The following is a 19,067-nucleotide window of genomic DNA, read 5'->3' on the forward strand; positions in this document are numbered from 1 at the left end:
TGGTTCTACTTCTTGCGGCGGATCTTCCTGGCCGGGGCGTCGTCCTCCAGCACCGCTGCGTCGGTGACCGTGGAGTCCTGGACGTCGCCGACGACCTCGACCACGTCGTCCTCGAGCGAGGACGTCGCCGTCGCCGGGCGCACACCGGCCCGCTTGGCACGGTTCTTCCCCATGGGCTGCTGCCGCTGGCCGCGGGGTGCCGCGTCCTCCACGAGGGTCGTCCCCCCGCCGTCGCCCTCGTCCTCGAGGGACTTCCCCTTGCGGGCCGCCTTGCGAGCCTTGCGCTCGAGCATGGCCTTCTCGGCCTCGGACCCGGGTGCGGGGTTGTTGCGGATGACGTAGAACTGCTGGCCCATCGACCACAGGTTCGTCGTGGTCCAGTAGATGAGCACACCGATCGGGAAGTTCACGCCGGTGACGGCGAAGATGATCGGGAAGATGTACATCAGCATCTTCTGCTGACGGGCCATCGGGTTGTCGAGCGCCGAGGCCGGCATGTTCTTCATCGTCAGCTGGCGCTGCGTGAGGAACTGCGTGGCGCACATCGCGAGGATCAGGACGACGGTGACCACGCGGACCTGCGCGGTCGCGTCCGGCATGAGGAACCACGAGGAGAGCGGCGCACCGAAGAGGACCGAGCCCTCGGCCTGAGCCGCGGACGTCGCGTCCATCGGGCCGATGGCGGCGCGTGAGCCGTCAGCGATCTGCGGCAGCTGGTACAGCACGCGGAACAGCGCGAAGAAGATCGGGGACTGCGCCAGGATCGGCAGGCACGAGGCGAACGGGTTCGTCCCCGCGCTCCGGTAGATCGCCATCATCTCCTGCTGCATGGCCTGACGGGAGGCGGGGTCCGTCTTGCCCTTGTACTTCTTCTGCAGCTTCTGGATCTCGGGCTGCACGATCTGCATGCCTCGCGACGCACGGATCTGTCTGACGAACAGCGGGATCAGCAGGATGCGGATGACCACCACCAGCACGATGATCGACAGGATCCACGACCACCCGGACGGGTCCATCCCGAGGGCGACGAAGGCGCTGTGGGCGTTGACCATGATCCAGGCGACCACCCACATGATCGGGCTGAGGATGGTGTCGAACCAGCTCATGGTTGGCAGTCTCTCCTGTGTCGATGCAGTCGGCGGGCTCAGGGGCCGGGCACGAGCGTACGGTGTCGCCCCTGCGCCGCGGGAATCGTCGGGTGGCTAGCGGTGGTGGTGCAGGTCCGGTTCGGCGACGGCGTCGCCGACCGGGTCGGCGGGCGGCGGTCGGTCCAGGGCCCCGTCCCACCCCGGCCACGCCTCGCCGCGAGCCGGCGGGAAGTCGACACCGCCCCGCGCCCACGGGTTGCAGCGCAGCACCCGGTAGGTCGCGAGGACGACGCCGGTGGCCGCACCCCGCTCGCGGATCGCGTCGACGGCGTAGGCGGAGCAGCTCGGGTAGAACCGGCAGCGCGGTCCGAGCAGCGGCGACAGCACCTTCTGGTAGATGCGGACGAGTCCCGTGAGGGAACGGGCGGCGATCGAGGTCATCGCCCGACCCCCGCGCGTCGCTCGGCACGCGCCCAGGCGCTCTCCAGCTCGCGGGCGAGCAGCGGACCCTCCGCGAGCGCGCTCGGCGGGAGCGCCCGCACGACCATGGTCGCGCCGGGCCCCACCCGGTCGATGCGCTCCGCCACCAGGTGGCGCAGGCGCCGCTTGACGCGGTTGCGGACGACGGCGTTGCCCACCGCCTTCGAGACGACGAAACCCACCCGTGCGCTGGGCGCGGGTGGGTCGTCGGACCGGAGCAGGTGGACCACGAGGGTCGCGTTCCCGCTCCGCACACCGCGGCGCATCGTGCGGGAGAAGTCCTCCCCTCACGCATCCGGTGCGCCGGGTTCAGCACGGCTCAGGCAGAGATCTCCGAGCGGCCCTTGCGGCGGCGCGCCGCGAGGATCGCGCGGCCGGCGCGGGTGCGCATCCGGAGACGGAAGCCGTGCACCTTGGCACGACGCCGGTTGTTCGGCTGAAAGGTCCGCTTGCTCACGGGTACTCCTCGATGTTCATACGGGCGGTGGCGCGGGCTGGGACATCGCAGGGGCGGCGCCGACCGAAGCCCCGGACGCCACACTCTCACCCTCCGCACCCACCACGACGGGCAGGCGGCACTCAGGCGCGCGTGGCGCGACTGAAGAACGATACGCGCCGACACCCCCGCGGTCAAAGTCGCGATCCCGGTTCGTCGGACGGCGCGTACCCTACCCACACCATTGTCCACAGGCTGTGGGTACACGACCGGCACGGGGGACACTAGGTCCATGACAGCTTCCGACGACGCCCTCGCCGACCTCGATCAGAGCTGGACGCACGTGGTCGAGCGCCTGCGGAACATGCTCCCGCCGTCGCAGCACGCGTTCGTCCGCCTGACCACCCCGCTGGGCATCCTCAACGGCACGCTGCTCATCGCCGCACCGAGCGACTTCGCCAAGGAGTTCCTGGAGACCCGGGCTCGCGAGGAGATCGTCTCGGCTCTGTTCGAGACGCTCGGGGAGAAGCTCGCGCTCGCCGTCACCATCGATCCGACGCTGCTGGACGCGGACCCCGCCGTCGACCTCCCCGAACCGGAGCCGACCCCCGCCGTCGCCACGACCGCCGAGACCGCTCGTCGCCGCGGTGGCGAAACGGTCCCGTCCTACGGTGACGACGACGGCGACCAGCCGCTCGCCACGCGCGCCGCGCGGGCACCGGTGGACGACGAGCCCGAGCGACCGACCCTGCGCGTGGTGGACCGTCGCGGCCTGACCTCGGCCGAGCCCCACACGCCCGGGATCGACCAGGCCCGGCTGAACCAGCTGTACACGTTCGACACGTTCGTCACCGGGTCGAGCAACCGCTTCGCGAACGCGGCCGCCTTCGCCGTCGCCGAGGCGCCGGCCAAGGCCTACAACCCGCTGTTCATCTACGGCGACTCGGGCCTCGGCAAGACCCACCTGCTGCACGCGATCGGTCACTACGCGCAGCGCCTGTACCCCGGGGTGCGGGTGCGGTACGTGAACTCGGAGGAGTTCACCAACGACTTCATCAACTCGATCCGGGACGACAAGGCCGAGTCGTTCCAGCGCCGCTACCGCAGCGTCGACGTCCTGCTCATCGACGACATCCAGTTCCTGCAGGGCAAGAAGGAGACGATGGAGGAGTTCTTCCACACCTTCAACGCGCTCCACAACGCCAACAAGCAGGTGGTCATCACCTCCGACGTCGCGCCGAAGTACCTGGACGGCTTCGCCGACCGGATGCGCAGCCGGTTCGAGTGGGGTCTGATCACCGACATCCAGCCGCCGGACCTCGAGACCCGCATCGCGATCCTGCGCAAGAAGGCCGGGCGCGAGCAGCTCTCGGCCCCCGACGACGTGCTGAGCTACATCGGCTCGCGCATCTCGACGAACATCCGCGAGCTCGAGGGTGCGCTCATCCGCGTCACGGCCTTCGCCAACCTCAACGGCCAGCCGGTCGACCTCCCCCTGGCCGAGATGGTCCTGAAGGACCTGATCACGGAGGAGGGCGACGCCGAGATCACGCCGGCGATCATCATGGCGCAGACCTCCACGTACTTCGGGGTCTCGATCGAGGCCCTGTGCAGCGCCGACCGGACCCGGGTGCTCGTGAACGCCCGCCAGATCGCCATGTACCTGTGCCGCGAGCTCACGGACCTCTCGCTGCCGAAGATCGGGCAGATCTTCGGCGGACGCGACCACACCACGGTGATGCACGCCGACCGCAAGATCCGCGAGCTCATGGCCAAGAACCGCTCGACCTTCACCCAGGTGACCGAGCTGACCAACCGGATCAAGCAGCAGAACAAGGCCTGATCGTCAACTCTCAAGTCCCACCTGAGGATGTGCACAGGTGTGGACAAACCTGGGGATCACCGTGGACAACCGATCCTGCGCCGTGGACGGATCGTCCCGACACCGTGGACTCCACGTCGTGTCATTCACCCCGATCCACGCACACCCCGGATCCGTCAACAGCGCGCCCACGTCGTCGTCCCCAGTGTCATTCGCGTCGTGACCTGCAGCGACAGGGGTTGTCCCCAGCGTCCACACCCGCTACTACGACGATGACACCTCTATGGATGGACGAGATGTGGACAGCCAAGGCCCGATCGAGCGACCCGTCCGGCGACCCCGTGAGCACCGGATCGTGGAGCTGGGGATGACGGCCTCGTCGCTCCGTGCGCTCCGTTAGGGTGACTCCCAGGTCTGACCAGATCCGGCGTGCGACGTCGGGACGAGCCGGACACCCGATCACGCCCACTGCTCGCCCGCCGCGAGCGACCGAGGAGAGGTGCAAGACGTGAAGTTCACCGTCGAGCGTGACGTGCTGGCCGAAGCCGTCACGTGGACCGCGCGTTCCCTGCCGTCCCGTCCGAGCATCCCCGTCCTGGCCGGGGTGCGGCTCGAGGCCACGAGCGCCGGCACCCTCGCCCTCTCGAGCTTCGACTACGAGGTCTCCGCCGTCTCCGAGATCAGCGCCGAGGTGGCCGAGGCCGGCACCGTCCTCGTCTCGGGACGTCTGCTCGCGGAGATCTCCCGCTCGCTGCCGTCGCGTCCGGTCGAGATCTCCGTCGAGGGCACCCGGGCCGTCCTGACCTGCGGTTCCAGCCGCTTCACCCTGCTGACGATGCCGCTCGAGGACTACCCCGCGCTGCCCGCCCTCCCGCCGGCGTCGGGCACGATCGACGCGCAGGCCTTCGCCGAGGCCGTCTCGCAGGTCACCGTCGCCGCCAGCCGCGACGAGACGCTGCCGCTGCTGACGGGAGTCCGGCTCGAGATCGAGGGGGACACCCTGACCCTCCTGGCCACGGACCGCTACCGCCTCGCGATGCGCGAGGTCGCCTGGAACCCCGCCACCCCCGGCCTCTCGGCCACCGCGCTGGTGCGCGCCCGCACGCTGTCCGAGGTCGCGAAGTCGCTGACGAGCGCCGGACCGCTGAGCATCTCCCTCCCGGGTGGTTCCGGCAGCGAGATCGTCGGTTTCGAGGCCGGCGGCCGCCGCACCACCTCGTTGCTGGTCGACGGCGACTACCCGCCGGTGCGTCGGCTGTTCCCCGAGTCGACGACGTCGCACGCCGTCGTGGCGACCCAGAGCCTCGTCGAGGCGGCGCGCCGCGTCGCCCTCGTCGCCGAGCGCAACACCCCGATCCGGCTGGAGTTCAGCGAGGGCCAGGTCGTGCTCGAGGCCGGCCAGGGCGAGGACGCGCAGGCGTCGGAGGCGATCGAGTCGACGTTCGACGGCGAGACCATCACGACCGCGTACAACCCCGGCTACCTGCTCGATGCGCTCGGCGCCGTCGGCAAGGAGTTCACGCGCATCTCCTTCACGCACGGGACCAAGCCGTCGGTCATCACGGGCCAGAGCTCGCACGAGAGCTCGGAGGACTCCGGCTTCCGCTACCTCATCCAGCCCATCCGCTTCGCGGGCTGAGCGGCCCGACGCCGCCGGCCCGAGCAGCTCGAGCACCCCGGTGCACGTCTCCGACCTCGCCCTGACGGACTTCCGGTCCTACCCGGAGGTGGTGCTGGCGATCCCGCCCGGGATCACGGCGTTCGTCGGGCCCAACGGCCAGGGCAAGACCAACCTGGTCGAGTCGATCGGGTACCTCGGGGCGTTCTCGAGCCACCGCGCCACGAGCGACGCGCCGCTCGTGCGCCAGGGCAGCGAGCGCGCCGTCGTGCGGGCCCGCGTGCAGCGCGGTGAGCGGCCCACGACCGTGGAGGTCGAGCTCAACGCCGGCCGCGCCAACCGGGCGCGGGTCGATCGTGCCGTCGTGCCGCGGATCCGCGACGCCGCGGGCATCGTGCGCTCCGTCGTGTTCGCACCGGAGGACCTCGCGCTCGTCAAGGGCGACCCCGACGTCCGGCGCCGGTTCCTCGACGACCTCCTCGTGCAGCTCCGGCCGCGGCTGGCGTCCGTGCGCTCCGACTACGACCGCGTGCTGCGTCAGCGCACGGCCCTGCTGAAGTCCGCCGGCGCCGTCCGGGGTGGCCGTCGCGCCGTCGCCGCCGCGGCGCAGGACGAGTCGTCGGGTTCCGCCGCGGGCGGCGGTGGTGCCCGGAGCGCGGCGCTGCGCACGCTCGACGTGTGGGACGCCCAGCTGGCGGCGGCGGGTGCCCAGCTCGTCGCGGCCCGCGTCGACCTCGTGCGGCGGCTGCGCCCGCACCTCGCGGCCGCCTACGCCCAGGTGTCGTCGGCGCAGGGCGACCTCGCCGTCGGCTACCGCGCCAGCGTCACCCGGGTCCGGCCCGACGACGCGCCCGACGCCCGCCCGACGAGCGGGCGCGTGGGTCGGGGTGGCACGGGCGACCTCTCCCCGGCCGAGGCGCTGGCCGCCGAGTCCGATCTGCTCGAGCCCGACGTCGTCGAGGCGCGCCTGCTCGAGGCCATGTCACGCCTGCGGCCGAAGGAGCTCGAGCGGGGAGTCTCGCTCGTCGGCCCGCACCGCGACGACGTCGACCTGACCCTGGGCAACCTGCCCGTGAAGGGCTACGCCTCGCACGGCGAGTCGTGGTCCGTCGCGCTCGCGCTGCGCCTCGCGAGCTTCGAGCTGCTGCGCGGCGACGAGTGGGGCGGTGGCGACCCCGTGCTGATCCTCGACGACGTGTTCGCCGAGCTGGACCAGCGCCGTCGGGCACGACTGGCGACCCTCGTCGCACCGGCCGAGCAGGTGCTGCTGACCTCCGCCGTCGCCCACGACGTCCCGGAGGAGCTCGAGGGCGCGCGCTTCGACGTGATGGGGGGCGAGGTCACCCGTGTCCGGTGAGCGGAGCGACGACGACGGTGGTGCGCGCGACGGCGATCGCAGCGCCGTCGGGCCCGCCCCCGCGGCCGGCCCCGACGCGGCCGCGGCGGCGCTCGGTCGGGCGCGCGAGGCCGCCCGGGCACGGGGCCTCCACCCCGGCAGCCGGCCACCGCGGCGCCGCGGCACCGTTCCCGGCACCGGTCCGGGATTCCCCGAGCAGCGCAGCCGCGACCCGCAGCTCGTCGGCGACCAGCTCGGCCGGCTCATGGCGGAGCACGGGTGGACCGCGCCGCTCTCGGTCGGTTCGGTCATGGGGCGCTGGCGAGAGATCGTCGGCGACGTCGCTGACCACGCCGAGCCGGAGACCTTCACCGACGGCAAGCTCGTGGTGCGGGCCGCCTCGACGGCCTGGGCGACGCAGCTCGGTCTCCTGCTGCCCCAGCTGCAGCGGCGCTTGGACGAGGAGATCGGCGAGGGCGTGATCACCGAGATCGTCGTGCTCGGACCGGGGGCGCCGTCCTGGATCCGGGGACCGCGGGTGGTGCCCGGGCGCGGACCGCGCGACACCTACGGGTGAGCGTCGTCGCCGTCGTCCACGGCCGCAGGAGCGCCTCGCGCGCCCGGACCCTCGGGGGGACCATCACCCCCGATGGGTTGTCCCCACAGGGCGGCACGAGGAGCCTCTGAGGGGTAGAATCGAGGCCAGGAGTCCGGCGGTCCTTCCGTGGTGCTCGAGCCTCGCCGTCGGTGGGGACCGTGTGCGCCCGAGCGGCCGGTCGGGCCCTGCACGCGTCCGCGCCCTCCCGGGCCCTCGTCGCGTGCCCGCACCGACACGAGGACACCGTTGACACAGCCGCAGCAGGACGCGCGAGAAGCTCAGCAAGCTCAGGACACGACGTCCGCCGGCGGGTACGACGCCCAGAACATCACCGTTCTCGAGGGACTCGAGGCCGTGCGGAAGCGGCCCGGCATGTACATCGGCTCGACCGGTGAGCGCGGTCTCCACCACCTGGTCTACGAGATCGTCGACAACTCGGTGGACGAGGCGCTGGCCGGCTACTGCGACCACATCGAGGTGACCCTGCTGGCCGACGGTGGCGTCCGCGTGGTCGACAACGGCCGCGGCATCCCGGTGGCCATCCACCCGACCGAGGGGAAGCCGACCCTCGAGGTCGTCATGACGATCCTGCACGCGGGCGGCAAGTTCGGCGGTGGTGGTTACGCCGTCTCGGGGGCCTGCACGGCGTGGGCATGTCCGTGGTGAACGCGCTCTCCTACCGCATGGAGTCGGTCGTCAAGCGCGACGGCTACACGTGGTCGCTCGGTTTCGCCGACGGCGGCAAGCCCACCGGGGAGATCCAGCGCGGCGAGGCCACCGACGTGACCGGGACCCAGCAGACGTTCTGGGCCGACCCCGCGATCTTCGAGACCACCACCTACGACTTCGAGACGCTGCGGGCGCGCTTCCAGCAGATGGCGTTCCTGAACAAGGGGCTGCAGATCTCGCTCACCGACGAGCGCCCCTCGGGCAACGACGTCGACGACGAGGTCGCCGGTACGGACGCGGCGACCCCCACCACCGACGGCACCGATCCTGCGCAGGCGGCCGACGGCGCCCACCACCGCACCGTCACCTACCGCTACGACGGCGGTCTGGTCGACTACGTGACGCATCTCAACAAGGCCAAGAAGGCCGATCTCGTCCACGAGGCGGTCATCGACTTCGAGGCGGAGGACACCGTCCGCACGATCTCCCTGGAGATCGCGATGCAGTGGACCTCGGCCTACACCGACTCGGTGCACACCTACGCGAACACGATCAACACCTCCGAGGGCGGCACGCACGAGGAGGGGTTCCGCGCGGCGCTCACGACGCTCGTGAACCGCTATGCGCGCGAGAAGAACTTGCTCAAGGAGAAGGACGACAACCTCACGGGCGAGGACATCCGCGAGGGCCTGACGTGCGTCATCTCGATCAAGCTCGGCGAGCCGCAGTTCGAGGGCCAGACGAAGACGAAGCTGGGCAACACCGAGGCCCGGACCTTCACGCAGAAGGTCGTGTTCGAGCAGCTCGGCGACTGGTTCGACTCGCACCCGAACGAGGCGCGCGACGTCGTGCGCAAGGCCATCCAGGCGTCGCAGGCCCGCATGGCGGCGCGCAAGGCGCGGGAGGCCACGCGTCGCAAGGGGCTGCTCGAGGGCGTCGGGATGCCCGGCAAGCTGCGCGACTGCTCCAGCCGCAACGCCGAGATCTCCGAGGTGTTCATCGTCGAGGGTGACTCGGCCGGCGGCAGCGCCGTCCAGGGACGCAACCCGGAGACGCAGGCGATCATGCCGATCCGCGGCAAGATCCTGAACGTCGAGAAGGCCCGGCTCGACCGCGCGCTCGGCAACACCGAGATCCAGGGACTCATCTCGGCCTTCGGCACGGGTATCGGCGAGGACTTCGACCTCGCCAAGCTGCGGTACCACAAGATCGTGCTGATGGCCGATGCCGACGTCGACGGCCAGCACATCTGCACCCTGCTGCTGACCCTCCTGTTCCGCTACATGCGGCCGCTCGTCGAGCACGGCCACGTGTACCTCGCGGCCCCGCCGCTGTACAAGCTCAAGTGGACCAACGCACCGCACGGGTACGCCTACTCCGACCGCGAGCGCGACGCGCTCCTGAAGGCGGGTCGCGACGCCGGTCACCGCCTGCCCAAGGACGGTGGCATCCAGCGCTACAAGGGTCTCGGGGAGATGAACTACTCCGAGCTGTGGGAGACCACGATGGATCCGGACACCCGCATCCTCAAGCAGGTGACGATCGGCGAGGCCGCGATGGCCGACGAGATCTTCTCGGTGCTGATGGGCGAGGACGTCGAGTCGCGCCGCTCCTTCATCCAGCGCAACGCCCGGGACGTGAGGTTCCTCGACATCTGATCGAGCTCCCCCACCCCCGCGAGACGGTGCGCGAGCGCGCACGAGGAAAGACAGGACCGACGTGACCCAGCCCCCAGCGACGACAACGCCCCCGAGAGCACGCCCCCGGTGGACCCCGCCGATCCGCTGCACCACCACGGCCGCATCGAGCAGGTCGACCTGCAGCTCGAGATGCAGCGCAGCTACCTCGACTACGCGATGAGCGTCATCGTGGGCCGCGCCCTGCCCGAGGTCCGCGACGGTCTCAAGCCGGTGCACCGCCGCGTGCTCTACGCGATGTACGACGGCGGCTACCGCCCCGAGTCCGCGTTCTCCAAGTGCACGCGCGTCGTCGGTGAGGTGATGGGTAACTACCACCCGCACGGCGACTCGCCGATCTACGACACCCTCGTCCGCCTCGTCCAGCCGTGGACCATGCGGTACCCGCTCGTGGCGGGCCAGGGCAACTTCGGCTCGGCGGGTGACGACCACGCGGCCGCTCCCCGGTACACCGAGTGCAAGCTCGCCCCGCTGGCCATGGAGATGGTCCGCGACATCGACAAGAACACGGTCGAGTTCGGGGACAACTACGACGGCCGCACGCGCGAGCCGCTCATCCTGCCGGCGCGGTTCCCGAACCTGCTGGTCAACGGCAGCGCGGGCATCGCCGTCGGCATGGCCACGAACATCCCGCCGCACAACCTGAGCGAGGTCGCCTCGGGCGCCCAGTGGTTCCTCGAGAACCCGGACGCGAGCAACAACGAGCTGCTCGCCGCGCTGCTGACGCGCATCAAGGGCCCCGACTTCCCCACGGGCGCCACGATCCTCGGCGTCAAGGGCATCGAGGACGCCTACCGCACGGGCCGCGGCTCGATCACGATGCGCGCCGTCGTGGAGGTCGAGGAGCTCCAGGGTCGCCAGTGCCTCGTGGTCACGGAGCTGCCCTACCAGGTCAACCCGGACCGCCTCGCGGCCAAGATCGCTGAGCTGGTGCGCGACGGCAAGATCGCCGGCATCGCCGACCTGCGCGACGAGACCTCGGGCCGCGCCGGTCAGCGCCTGGTCATCGTGCTCAAGCGCGACGCCGTCGCCAAGGTCGTGCTGAACAACCTCTACAAGCACACGCAGCTGCAGGAGACGTTCGGCGCCAACATGCTCGCGCTGGTCGACGGCGTGCCGCGCACCCTCAGCCTCGACGCGTTCATCCGGCACTGGGTCGACCACCAGATCGAGGTCATCGTCCGGCGCACGCAGTACCTGCTCGATGCCGCGCAGAAGCGCATCCACATCCTGCGCGGTCTGCTCAAGGCGCTCGACGCGCTCGACGAGGTCATCGCGCTGATCCGGCGCTCGCCGTCGGCAGACGAGGCGCGTGGCGGCCTGATGGACCTGCTCGACATCGACGAGGTCCAGGCCACGGCCATCCTCGACATGCAGCTGCGCCGCCTCGCGGCGCTCGAGCGGGCCCGCATCCTCGCGGACTTCCAGGCCATCGAGGCCGAGATCATCGACTACCAGGGGATCCTCGCGAGCCCCGGCCGGCAGCGCACGATCGTGTCGGAGGAGCTCGGCGCGATCGTGGAGAAGTACGGCGACGAGCGCCGCTCCACGATCCTGCCGTTCGACGGCGACATGAACGTCGAGGACCTCATCCCGGTCGAGGACATCGTCGTGACGATCACGCGCGGCGGCTACGCCAAGCGGACGCGCACCGACGCCTACCGGGCCCAGCGCCGCGGCGGCAAGGGTGTGCGCGGGGCGCAGCTGCGGGGCGACGACGTCGTGAACCAGTTCTTCGTCACGACGACGCACGACTGGCTGCTGTTCTTCACCAACCTCGGGCGTGTCTACCGCGCCAAGGGCTACGAGCTGCCGGAGGGCGGGCGCGACGCCAAGGGGCAGCACGTCGCGAACCTGCTCGCGTTCCAGCCGGGCGAGGAGATCGCGCAGGTCCTCACGATCAAGGACTACGCCTCGGCGGAGTACCTCGTGCTGGCCACGAAGCGCGGTCTCGTGAAGAAGACGCGCCTGACCGAGTACGACTCCTCCCGCTCGGGCGGCGTCATCGCGATCAACCTCCGGGTCGACGGCGACGGTGCGGTCGACGAGGTCGTCGCGGCCCGGCTCGCTGACGCCGACGACGACCTGCTGCTCGTCTCGCGGGGCGGCCAGTCGATCCGCTTCACCGCGAGCGACGAGGCGATCCGCCCGATGTCGCGCGCCACGTCCGGCGTGACCGGGATGAAGTTCCGCGAGGACGACGAGCTGCTCTCGCTCGACGTCGTGCGCGAGGGCGCCGCCCTGTTCACCGTGACCGACGGCGGCTTCGCCAAGCGCACCCTGCTGTCGGAGTACCGCGTGCAGGGCCGCGGCGGCCTCGGGATCAAGGTCGCCGCCGTCGTGGAGTCACGTGGTCACCTGGTCGGCGCGCTCGTGACGGACGAGCTCGACGAGGTGCTGGTGATCATGGAGCGCGGCAAGGTGGTGCGCTCCGCCGTCGCCGGCGTGAACCTCACCGGCCGCAACACCCAGGGCGTCACGTTCGCCAAGCCCGACAAGGGCGACCGGATCATCGCCGTCGCGCTCGGTGAGCGCGCCGCGGAGGTCGCGGCGGCGGAGGTCGACGGCGTGCCGGTGGCCGACGTCCTGGCTGGTGAGGATTCCGTGGAGGGTGCGTCCGCGGGCGCCCCGGCCGCTACCTCGGCCGACGCCGATGCCGTAGCGTCGCGGGAGGCCGAGCGTGCCGAGGAGATCTCGGGCGGGGCCGACGACGATCAGCGTGAGGAAGAGACCCGATGAACCAGTCGAAGTCCTCCCGGCCCACCTCGGGCTCCGGCAGGTCCACCACCCCGGCCAAGAGCCAGGGACCGGTGCGCACCTCCGCCATCAAGACCGTGAAGCAGGGCGGTCCGGCCACCATGACGGTCGAGGAGGACACGCGCTCGGGCGGGCACGACGTCCCCGCCTCGATCCCGCCGAAGTCGGCCCGGCCGGCGCCGACGGGCGGGTCCTCCCCGTCCCCGGCCGAGGCGCCCGCGGAGTCGACGGCGGCGCCGCGTCCGTCGAGCGGTCCGCGCCGGGTGCGGCTGTCGGTCTCGCGCGTCGACCCGTGGTCGGTGATGAAGCTCGGCTTCCTGCTCTCGGTCGCGGGCGGGATCGTGACCGTGGTCGCGGCCGCCGTCGCGTGGCAGGTGCTGGACTCGATGGGCGTGTTCGCGGACCTGCAGTCGCTGGTCACGGACCTCGGCGCCGTCGAGCAGTTCGGCCCGATCCTCGAGTACCTGCGGCTGAACAACATCATGTCGATCGCCGTGGTCGTGGCGGTGGTCAACGTGGCCCTGATCACCGCTCTGACCACGCTGTTCGCGTTCCTCTACAACATCGTGGCGGCGCTCGTCGGCGGCCTCCACATGACCCTGACGGACGACTGAGTCGCTGCCGTCGGTCGTTTTGGTCGGGAGCCCCGCCGTGGGGTAGTCTCGACCGGCGCGTGAGGGAGACGGACCGTCTCCCGCCCCGCGTTTCGGGCCTATAGCTCAGTTGGTTAGAGCGCTTCACTGATAATGAAGAGGTCCCGCGTTCAAGTCGCGGTAGGCCCACCGAAACACCTGGAGGACCACGATGAGGAAGCTTCTCGTGATCGGCGCGATCGCCGGCCTCGGATACCTGGTCTGGCGCGAGGTCGCCGCCGAGCGGGCCGAGCGGGATCTCTGGAACGAGGTCACCGACCCGATCGAGGCGTAGGGTCGTCCGCACCACCCGATCGGTCCGCCCGGCGGACCCGTCACGGGGCCTTGGCGCAATTGGTAGCGCACCTGCTTTGCAAGCAGGGGGTTAGGGGTTCGAGTCCCCTAGGCTCCACCACCGATGGGCAGAGCCCGGCCGGCTCTCCGTGCGGGGACCGGTCCGGCTCTGTCGTCGTCCTACGCAGAGTTGCGCGGTTTCGACGAGTTGCCGCCACCACGCGCCGGGTCCGCCGTCAGGAGGCGGGCGACCCGTCGTCTCCCAGCGAGCGTTCGATCCCCGCGACGAGCCGACCGAAGGTCTCCTCGTCCAGCGGCTCCGTCGACGTCGCCTGGTACTGCAGGAGACCGTCGGCCGCCAGCAGGGCGAGCGACGTCCGGATGTCCTGGTCGTCGAGCTCTTCGGCGCTCCGGCCCGCGGGCAGGCCCAGGGGCTCCCGAAGGGCCCCGAGCGCCGCACCGGGCCCGAACTGGGAAATCAGCATCTGCAACGACGGGCGCGACGAGGGCGAGGCGATCGACGCGAGGAGGGCGCGGACGGCCCGGTGCGGGTCGGTGTCTCCGCCGGGAACCCCGAGCGCCGCGACGAGCTCGTCGTGGACCGTCCGCGCCAGGTGGTCCCGTGCAGCCTCGACGAGCAGCGCCCGCGTGGCGTAGTGGTAGACGATGCCGCCGCGGGTCAGGCCGGCCCGCTCGGCGACGGATTCGAAGGTGACGGCGTCGACACCGCTCTCGGCGATGATCTGGACGGTCATCTCGACGATCCTGTGACGAGTCATGGCCGTTCTCCTCCTCGCGCATCTGACGCGTGCGGCGACAGTACACCCCGGGCACCCGGTCGAGGGCCTCAGCGCCGACCCGGGGCGGCCGCTGGGGTGGCTTCTCCCGCGGCCCGGGTCGCCGCCGGTACGGACCGCTCCTCCCGGGTTCCCTCGAGCTCCGCCCGCTCCACCGCCATCTCCGCGTTCGCGATGCCGCCCAGCAGCACCACGATGCTGCCGAGCCACAGCCACAGGACGCCGGCCAGCACGAGGCTCAGCATCTGTCCCGCGGCCTGCACGACGGCGGCGTCCGCGGCGTCGGAGGCCACGACGTCGGGCGCGGCGAGACGCACGTAGAGCATGAATCCCGAGGAGACGACGAGCAGCGCCACCGACCCGACCATCGCGCCGGGGAGGCACTCGCGCCAGGTGTGGCGCACGTTCGGGGCGTACCGGTACAGCAGTGTCAGGTACGCGAGGCCTGCGAGGAACGCGACCGGCCACCGCAGCCAGTCCCAGGCGACCGCGAACGCGTCGCCGAGACCCAGGGTCGCCGCGAGCGTGGCGGCGTCACCGACCAGCGGTCCGACCACCATCAGCAGCGTCACCGTCACCAGCGTGACGATCGCACCCAGGGTGAACAGGAGGCCGAGCGCCGACTGCGTGACGACGTTGCGCCGCGACTCCACCCGGTAGGCGTCGTCGAGCGCCCGCACCGCCGCGCGGAACACGCGGCTCGCGAGGAACAGTGTGATCGCGAGCGCGCCCACCGCGAACCCGGTGCGCCGCTCGCTGAGCAGCCCGTCGACCAGCGGGGCGAGCACGTCGCTGGCGACCTGCTGGGCGAAGATCGACGTCAGGGCCCCCACGATCGCCTCGCGGATCTCCTCGACCTCCGTGTCGCCGAGCAGCGGCCGCAGGAAGCCCAGGCTCGAGCCCAGCGCCGTCGCGATCGGCACGAGGGAGATGAGCGCGTAGTAGCTCATCTCGGCCGCGAGGCCCGTGACGCGCACGTCGCCCGCGCGCAGCACCGAGCGCGTCACCAGCGCGACGACGTTCCACCGCCCCACGCGCGGACCGAACGCGTCGGCGCGGGCCTCGACCCGCTCCCGGACGGTCGGCCCCTCGGGCTGGTTCGCGAACCAGCGCTGGATCGGCCGGACGACGGCGTCGGTCACCGCGCCGCCGAGCAGCACGGCGGCTCCGGTCACGGCGAGGACACCGGCGACGGCGGTCAGGGTGCGGGCGGTCCCGGGCTCGCGCTCCGCGAGCAGCAGGGTCACGACGGCGACCGCCACCGCCGTCAGCAGCGTGGAGGCCGGCGGCGGCAGCCGGCGTCGCACCCAGGGGACGCGCCGCACCGCGATCGCCGCGAGGAGCCCGACGACGACGGCGCTCGCGAGCACGCTCTCCCCTCGATTCGTGATGTGGTGGCGTACGAGCAGCGGGGTGGGCCGGCGCCGTGCGGCGCGGCCCACCCCGCTGCGGTGGATCAGGGGGAGATCACTCCTGCGTGGTGTCCTCGCGGGAGTCGACCTCGCCGTCGGTCTCACCGGACGCGTCGTCGCCCGAGGCAGCGGCACGACGGCGGGGGCGCGGCTTGGGCTTCGGCGCGGCGCCCGAGGTGTCGTCACCGAGCTGACCCTCGGCGTTGACGGGCTTGTCCTCGCTCGAGTCCGACGAGGGTGCGGCGTCCTTCAGCGCGGCCTCGGCCTCCTCGACGACCGAGGTGCCCTCGACGTCCTCGTCCGACGTCGCGACGGCGTCGACCAGCGCCTCGACGACGGACTCGTCGGACTCGTCAGCGGAACCAGCGGGCGCCGACGACGTCCCGCCGGTGGTGTCCTCGCCGTCGACGTCCTCCCAGTACTCCTCGGCCCACGGGTCGTCGAGCGGCTGGGTGCGGCGCCACACGAGGTAGCCGGCGGCCGCGGCGGCGGCGCCACCCACGATCCAGCCGATCGTCCTGCCGACGCCGGAGGAGGACTTGGTCGGCTGGACCTTGCCCGCCTGCTCGGAGACCTTCTTCGCGACCTTGTCGGTCGCACCCGCGAGCTTCTCGGTGGCGGTGTCGACGCCCTTGGTGGCGGCCTTGCCCGCGGTGTCCGTCGCGTCGGACGCCGCCTTCGCAGCCTCCTGCATCGCGCTCACGACGCGCGGGATGATGATGTCGACCAGCGCGTCGTGCGCCGAGTCGGTGGCCGACTTGGCCTTGACGGCCGCGACGTCGGTGAGGTCGGAGGCCTTGCCGGCCAGCTCCTCGACCTTCGGCCCGGCGGCCTTCACACCGCTCTTCCACGCCTGCTCGATCCGCGGCGCGGCCCAGTCGCGGGCGGCCTCGACGTGCGGCGTCGCCCACTCCACGCCCTGCTCCGCGAGAGCCTTGGCCTGCTTGCTCGCCTCGACGACCTGGTCGCGGATGTCGTCGGGCTCGATGTTGACCTTGCGTCCCATGGGTGCTCCCTCGCTCTCCGGGGCACGTGGCCACGGATCGGTGCTGCCAGTCGTTCCATCCTGCCACCACCGGCCGCAGGAGTGCAGCAACCATCCCCAGCGTCCCGTCAGGCGGAGGTGCGAGGATGAGGACATGAACGCTGTCATCCACACGTCCGTCGGCGACATCACCGTCGAGCTGCTCCCCAACCACGCGCCCAAGACCGTGGCGAACTTCGTCGGCCTGGCCGACGGCTCGAAGGAGTGGACCGACCCCGCCACCGGCGCCAAGGCCGACCGCCCGCTCTACGACGGCACGATCTTCCACCGCGTCATCCCCGGCTTCATGATCCAGGGCGGCGACCCGCTCGGGTCGGGCCGCGGTGGCCCCGGCTACTCCTTCGACGACGAGATCCACCCCGAGCTGACCTTCAACGAGACCTACCTGCTCGCGATGGCGAACGCCGGCAAGATCGCCGGCCGCGGCACGAACGGATCGCAGTTCTTCATCACGACCGTCAAGACTCCGCACCTGCAGGGCAAGCACACGATCTTCGGCAGGGTGACGGACGAGGCGAGCCGCGCCGTCGTCGACACGATCTCGGGCACGCGCACCGGCGCGGGCGACCGCCCGGTCGAGGACATCTCGATCACCGGCATCGACATCACCGAGTAGCACCCGCTCGAGCCGTAGCCGCCGCACCCAGCCCACCCGGAGGACCTTGTCGATGAGCGGATTCGGTGGCTACGGCTCCAGCCCCCACCCCGGCCACCAGAGCGGTGAGGCCGGGGTTTCCCCCGGGTGGTCACGGTCCGTACGGCGAGCGACCCGGATCCGGCGGCCCACCCGTCTGCCAGCGTCACCCGGACCGCGTCTCCTACGTGACGTGCCAGCGCTGCGGTCGTCCGGCGTGCCCCGAGTGCCAGCGGCCGGCGACCGTCGGCGTGCACTGCGTCGACTGCGCGCGCGACGCCTCGCGGGGCCGCCGTCCGGTGCGCACCGTCGTCGGTGGTGTCGACCGGGGCGGCCCGCCGTACGTGACCTACACGATCATGGCGATCTGCGTCGTGATCGAGCTCCTGCGCTACCTCGCCGAGCCGCTCTACATCGAGATCTACCGGGCGCTCGCCTTCTGGGGGCCCTTCGCGGCCGACGAGCCCTGGCGCTTCCTGACCGCCAGCGTGCTGCACGGCGGCATCTGGCACCTGGCGTTCAACATGTACGCGCTCTACCTGGTCGGTCGCGACCTCGAGCGTCTGCTCGGCCGCGTGCGGTTCCTCTCGCTCTACGTGCTCTCCGCGCTCGGCGGTTCGGTCGCCTACCTCCTCATCACCGGGCTCGACGCCGCGCCCACCGTCGGCGCCTCGGGCGCCGTCTTCGGGCTGTTCGGTGCGTTCGCCGTGATGCTGCGGCGCTTCGGCCGCGACTCGCGCCAGATCCTCGTGCTCATCGGCATCAACGCCGTCATCGGCTTCGTGCTGCCCGGGATCGCCTGGCAGGCACACCTCGGCGGTCTGGTCGTGGGCGCCGCCATCGCGGCCATGCTCGCCTACCTGCCGCGGCCGCGGCAGTGGCTCGCCTGGCTCGGGATGGGCGGCCTGCTCCTGCTGATGGTCGGCCTCAGCGCGCTCGTCCTGTACTGACGGGCGGCGTACCCGGGCCCTGGCACCGCCGCGCCCGGCACCCAGCGCCCCGTACCGCCGCGCCCCGTACCGCCGCGCCCGGCCCCGCGTCCCGGCCCCGGCACCCCGCGCCCCCGCTGTGCGCCGAGAACGGCTGGTGCTGCTCGAAAACGCATCCCGAGCCGCACCAGCCGTTCTCGGCGTCACGGCTCACCCGTGAGAACGACGGGTGCTGCTCGAACGTGCGTCTCGAGCAGCACCCGGCGTTCTCGGCGGCAGCTCTCGGCGGTCGGGTCGTCGCCCCCTGAATCACACCGGTGTTGTTCTCCCCAGGGTCATCCACAGTCTGGGGACAGATGTTCGCGGTGACCCTTCCCACCAGTGACGACATCGAATAACACGGGTGTAGTTCTCCACACCTTTGTGCACAGCTGGGGACAACGGTGGGGGTCCGCACCGTTCCCGGAGACGCCTCGGGGCCGGAGCCGCGAACGGCTCCGGCCCCGAGGTCGATCAGGCTGGTCGGTCCAGCGCGAGCGTCAGCGCCAGCGCATCGTCATGCCGAAGCCGACGAGGATGAAGCCGAAGCCGACGGCCAGGTTCCACGACCCCAGCGGCGGGATCGGCCAGGCGCCGGACGTCAGGTAGGTGGTCACCACCCACACCAGCCCCAGCACCAGCAGGCCGAGGAACGTCGGCACGAACCACGGCGGGTTCGGCGCGTCCTCGCGCGGCGCGACGGCGGGGGAGGGGGCGGCCGGCTTCTTCCGGGACTTCGACTCGGGCACGACTTCTCCTCGTTCGGCGTGGGTGCAACGATCCA

The 19,067-nt window shown here is 71.3% G+C and carries 19 protein-coding genes and 2 tRNA genes; 13 read left to right on the top strand and 8 right to left on the bottom strand.

The genetic code is table 11. The features are described 5' to 3' along the window. Positions 1-5: 5 nt before the first annotated feature. The 4 genes from yidC to rpmH form a co-directional block, all read right to left on the bottom strand. Positions 6-1,106 (bottom strand): membrane protein insertase YidC, encoded by a 1,101-nt coding sequence (gene yidC, locus QQK22_RS15035; protein ID WP_284251768.1) that lies wholly within the window; start codon positions 1,104-1,106, stop codon positions 6-8. A 96-nt stretch (positions 1,107-1,202) separates the two neighbouring features. Further along, entirely contained in the window at positions 1,203-1,529 is a 327-nt protein-coding gene (gene yidD, locus QQK22_RS15040) for a membrane protein insertion efficiency factor YidD (protein ID WP_284251769.1), read from the bottom strand. Beyond that, the gene (gene rnpA / locus QQK22_RS15045) at positions 1,526-1,798 is read right to left on the bottom strand and encodes a ribonuclease P protein component (protein WP_284251770.1); all 273 of its coding nucleotides are present in this window, start codon (positions 1,796-1,798) and stop codon (positions 1,526-1,528) included. The genes yidD and rnpA overlap by 4 nt, the downstream gene beginning before the upstream one ends. A gap of 89 nt (positions 1,799-1,887) precedes the next feature. After that, complete coding sequence (gene rpmH / locus QQK22_RS15050) at positions 1,888-2,025, bottom strand: 50S ribosomal protein L34 (RefSeq protein ID WP_284251771.1); 138 nt, start codon at positions 2,023-2,025, stop codon at positions 1,888-1,890. 271 nt (positions 2,026-2,296) lie between these two features. Between rpmH and dnaA the strand changes: the two genes are divergently transcribed. From dnaA to QQK22_RS15100, 11 genes are all read left to right on the top strand, one after another. Next, complete coding sequence (gene dnaA, locus QQK22_RS15055; protein WP_284251772.1) at positions 2,297-3,847, top strand: chromosomal replication initiator protein DnaA; 1,551 nt, start codon at positions 2,297-2,299, stop codon at positions 3,845-3,847. A 487-nt stretch (positions 3,848-4,334) separates the two neighbouring features. Next, entirely contained in the window at positions 4,335-5,465 is a 1,131-nt protein-coding gene (gene dnaN / locus QQK22_RS15060) for a DNA polymerase III subunit beta (protein ID WP_284251773.1), read from the top strand. Positions 5,466-5,505: 40 nt separating this feature from the next. Further along, a complete protein-coding gene (gene recF, locus QQK22_RS15065; protein ID WP_284251774.1) occupies positions 5,506-6,801 on the top strand; it encodes a DNA replication/repair protein RecF in 1,296 nt (431 codons plus the stop codon). Further along, positions 6,791-7,357 (top strand): DciA family protein, encoded by a 567-nt coding sequence (locus QQK22_RS15070; RefSeq protein WP_284251775.1) that lies wholly within the window; start codon positions 6,791-6,793, stop codon positions 7,355-7,357. The genes recF and QQK22_RS15070 overlap by 11 nt, the downstream gene beginning before the upstream one ends. 267 nt (positions 7,358-7,624) lie before the next feature. Continuing rightward, positions 7,625-8,044, top strand: a complete 420-nt coding sequence (locus QQK22_RS19400; protein WP_431310165.1) for an ATP-binding protein — start codon at positions 7,625-7,627, stop codon at positions 8,042-8,044. Then, positions 8,032-9,705 carry a DNA gyrase subunit B gene (locus QQK22_RS15075; RefSeq protein ID WP_431310166.1) on the top strand — a complete coding sequence of 558 codons (1,674 nt, stop codon included), beginning with the start codon at positions 8,032-8,034 and terminating at the stop codon, positions 9,703-9,705. The genes QQK22_RS19400 and QQK22_RS15075 overlap by 13 nt, the downstream gene beginning before the upstream one ends. Before the next feature lie 108 nt (positions 9,706-9,813). Beyond that, on the top strand, positions 9,814-12,483 hold the full coding sequence (gyrA, locus tag QQK22_RS15080; protein ID WP_284251776.1) for a DNA gyrase subunit A: 2,670 nt from the start codon (positions 9,814-9,816) through the stop codon (positions 12,481-12,483). Next, the gene (locus QQK22_RS15085; RefSeq protein WP_284251777.1) at positions 12,480-13,115 is read left to right on the top strand and encodes a DUF3566 domain-containing protein; all 636 of its coding nucleotides are present in this window, start codon (positions 12,480-12,482) and stop codon (positions 13,113-13,115) included. Before gyrA ends, QQK22_RS15085 begins: the two co-directional genes overlap by 4 nt. Before the next feature lie 94 nt (positions 13,116-13,209). After that, positions 13,210-13,283, top strand: a tRNA-Ile gene (locus QQK22_RS15090). A 22-nt stretch (positions 13,284-13,305) separates the two neighbouring features. After that, on the top strand, positions 13,306-13,428 hold the full coding sequence (locus tag QQK22_RS15095; protein ID WP_284251778.1) for a DLW-39 family protein: 123 nt from the start codon (positions 13,306-13,308) through the stop codon (positions 13,426-13,428). Positions 13,429-13,472: 44 nt separating this feature from the next. Then, positions 13,473-13,548, top strand: a tRNA-Ala gene (locus QQK22_RS15100). Between the two features lie 115 nt (positions 13,549-13,663). Here QQK22_RS15100 and QQK22_RS15105 read toward each other — a convergent pair. The 3 genes from QQK22_RS15105 to QQK22_RS15115 all read right to left on the bottom strand — a co-directional run bounded on the left by QQK22_RS15105 (position 13,664) and on the right by QQK22_RS15115 (position 16,642). After that, positions 13,664-14,206, bottom strand: coding sequence for a TetR family transcriptional regulator (locus QQK22_RS15105; protein WP_284251779.1), 543 nt, complete (start codon positions 14,204-14,206; stop codon positions 13,664-13,666). Between the two features lie 68 nt (positions 14,207-14,274). Next, positions 14,275-15,594: a YihY/virulence factor BrkB family protein gene (locus QQK22_RS15110; RefSeq protein ID WP_284251780.1), complete on the bottom strand. Its 1,320-nt coding sequence runs from the start codon at positions 15,592-15,594 to the stop codon at positions 14,275-14,277. Between the two features lie 97 nt (positions 15,595-15,691). Beyond that, entirely contained in the window at positions 15,692-16,642 is a 951-nt protein-coding gene (locus QQK22_RS15115; protein ID WP_284251781.1) for a hypothetical protein, read from the bottom strand. 133 nt (positions 16,643-16,775) lie between these two features. On the opposite strand from QQK22_RS15115, the gene QQK22_RS15120 reads away from it, so the two are divergent. After that, complete coding sequence (locus tag QQK22_RS15120; protein ID WP_284251782.1) at positions 16,776-17,297, top strand: peptidylprolyl isomerase; 522 nt, start codon at positions 16,776-16,778, stop codon at positions 17,295-17,297. 269 nt (positions 17,298-17,566) lie between these two features. Then, positions 17,567-18,265 (top strand): rhomboid family intramembrane serine protease, encoded by a 699-nt coding sequence (locus tag QQK22_RS15125; protein WP_284251783.1) that lies wholly within the window; start codon positions 17,567-17,569, stop codon positions 18,263-18,265. Positions 18,266-18,783: 518 nt separating this feature from the next. Here the strand turns inward: QQK22_RS15125 and QQK22_RS15130 are convergent. Next, the gene (locus QQK22_RS15130; protein ID WP_284251784.1) at positions 18,784-19,032 is read right to left on the bottom strand and encodes a cell division protein CrgA; all 249 of its coding nucleotides are present in this window, start codon (positions 19,030-19,032) and stop codon (positions 18,784-18,786) included. Positions 19,033-19,067 lie beyond the last annotated feature (35 nt).

The sequence above is a fragment of the Litorihabitans aurantiacus genome (genome assembly GCF_030161595.1).
Taxonomy (GTDB): Bacteria; Actinomycetota; Actinomycetes; order Actinomycetales; family Beutenbergiaceae; genus Litorihabitans; species Litorihabitans aurantiacus.

Coding starts and splice junctions, on each gene's coding strand:
- yidC (WP_284251768.1), bottom strand. CDS start 1,106: ATGAGCTGGTTCGACACCATCCTCAGCCCGATCATGTGGGTGGTCGCC.
- yidD (WP_284251769.1), bottom strand. CDS start 1,529: ATGACCTCGATCGCCGCCCGTTCCCTCACGGGACTCGTCCGCATCTAC.
- dnaA (WP_284251772.1), top strand. CDS start 2,297: ATGACAGCTTCCGACGACGCCCTCGCCGACCTCGATCAGAGCTGGACG.
- QQK22_RS15075 (WP_431310166.1), top strand. CDS start 8,032: ATGTCCGTGGTGAACGCGCTCTCCTACCGCATGGAGTCGGTCGTCAAG.
- QQK22_RS15085 (WP_284251777.1), top strand. CDS start 12,480: ATGAACCAGTCGAAGTCCTCCCGGCCCACCTCGGGCTCCGGCAGGTCC.
- QQK22_RS15095 (WP_284251778.1), top strand. CDS start 13,306: ATGAGGAAGCTTCTCGTGATCGGCGCGATCGCCGGCCTCGGATACCTG.
- QQK22_RS15105 (WP_284251779.1), bottom strand. CDS start 14,206: ATGACTCGTCACAGGATCGTCGAGATGACCGTCCAGATCATCGCCGAG.
- QQK22_RS15115 (WP_284251781.1), bottom strand. CDS start 16,642: ATGGGACGCAAGGTCAACATCGAGCCCGACGACATCCGCGACCAGGTC.
- QQK22_RS15120 (WP_284251782.1), top strand. CDS start 16,776: ATGAACGCTGTCATCCACACGTCCGTCGGCGACATCACCGTCGAGCTG.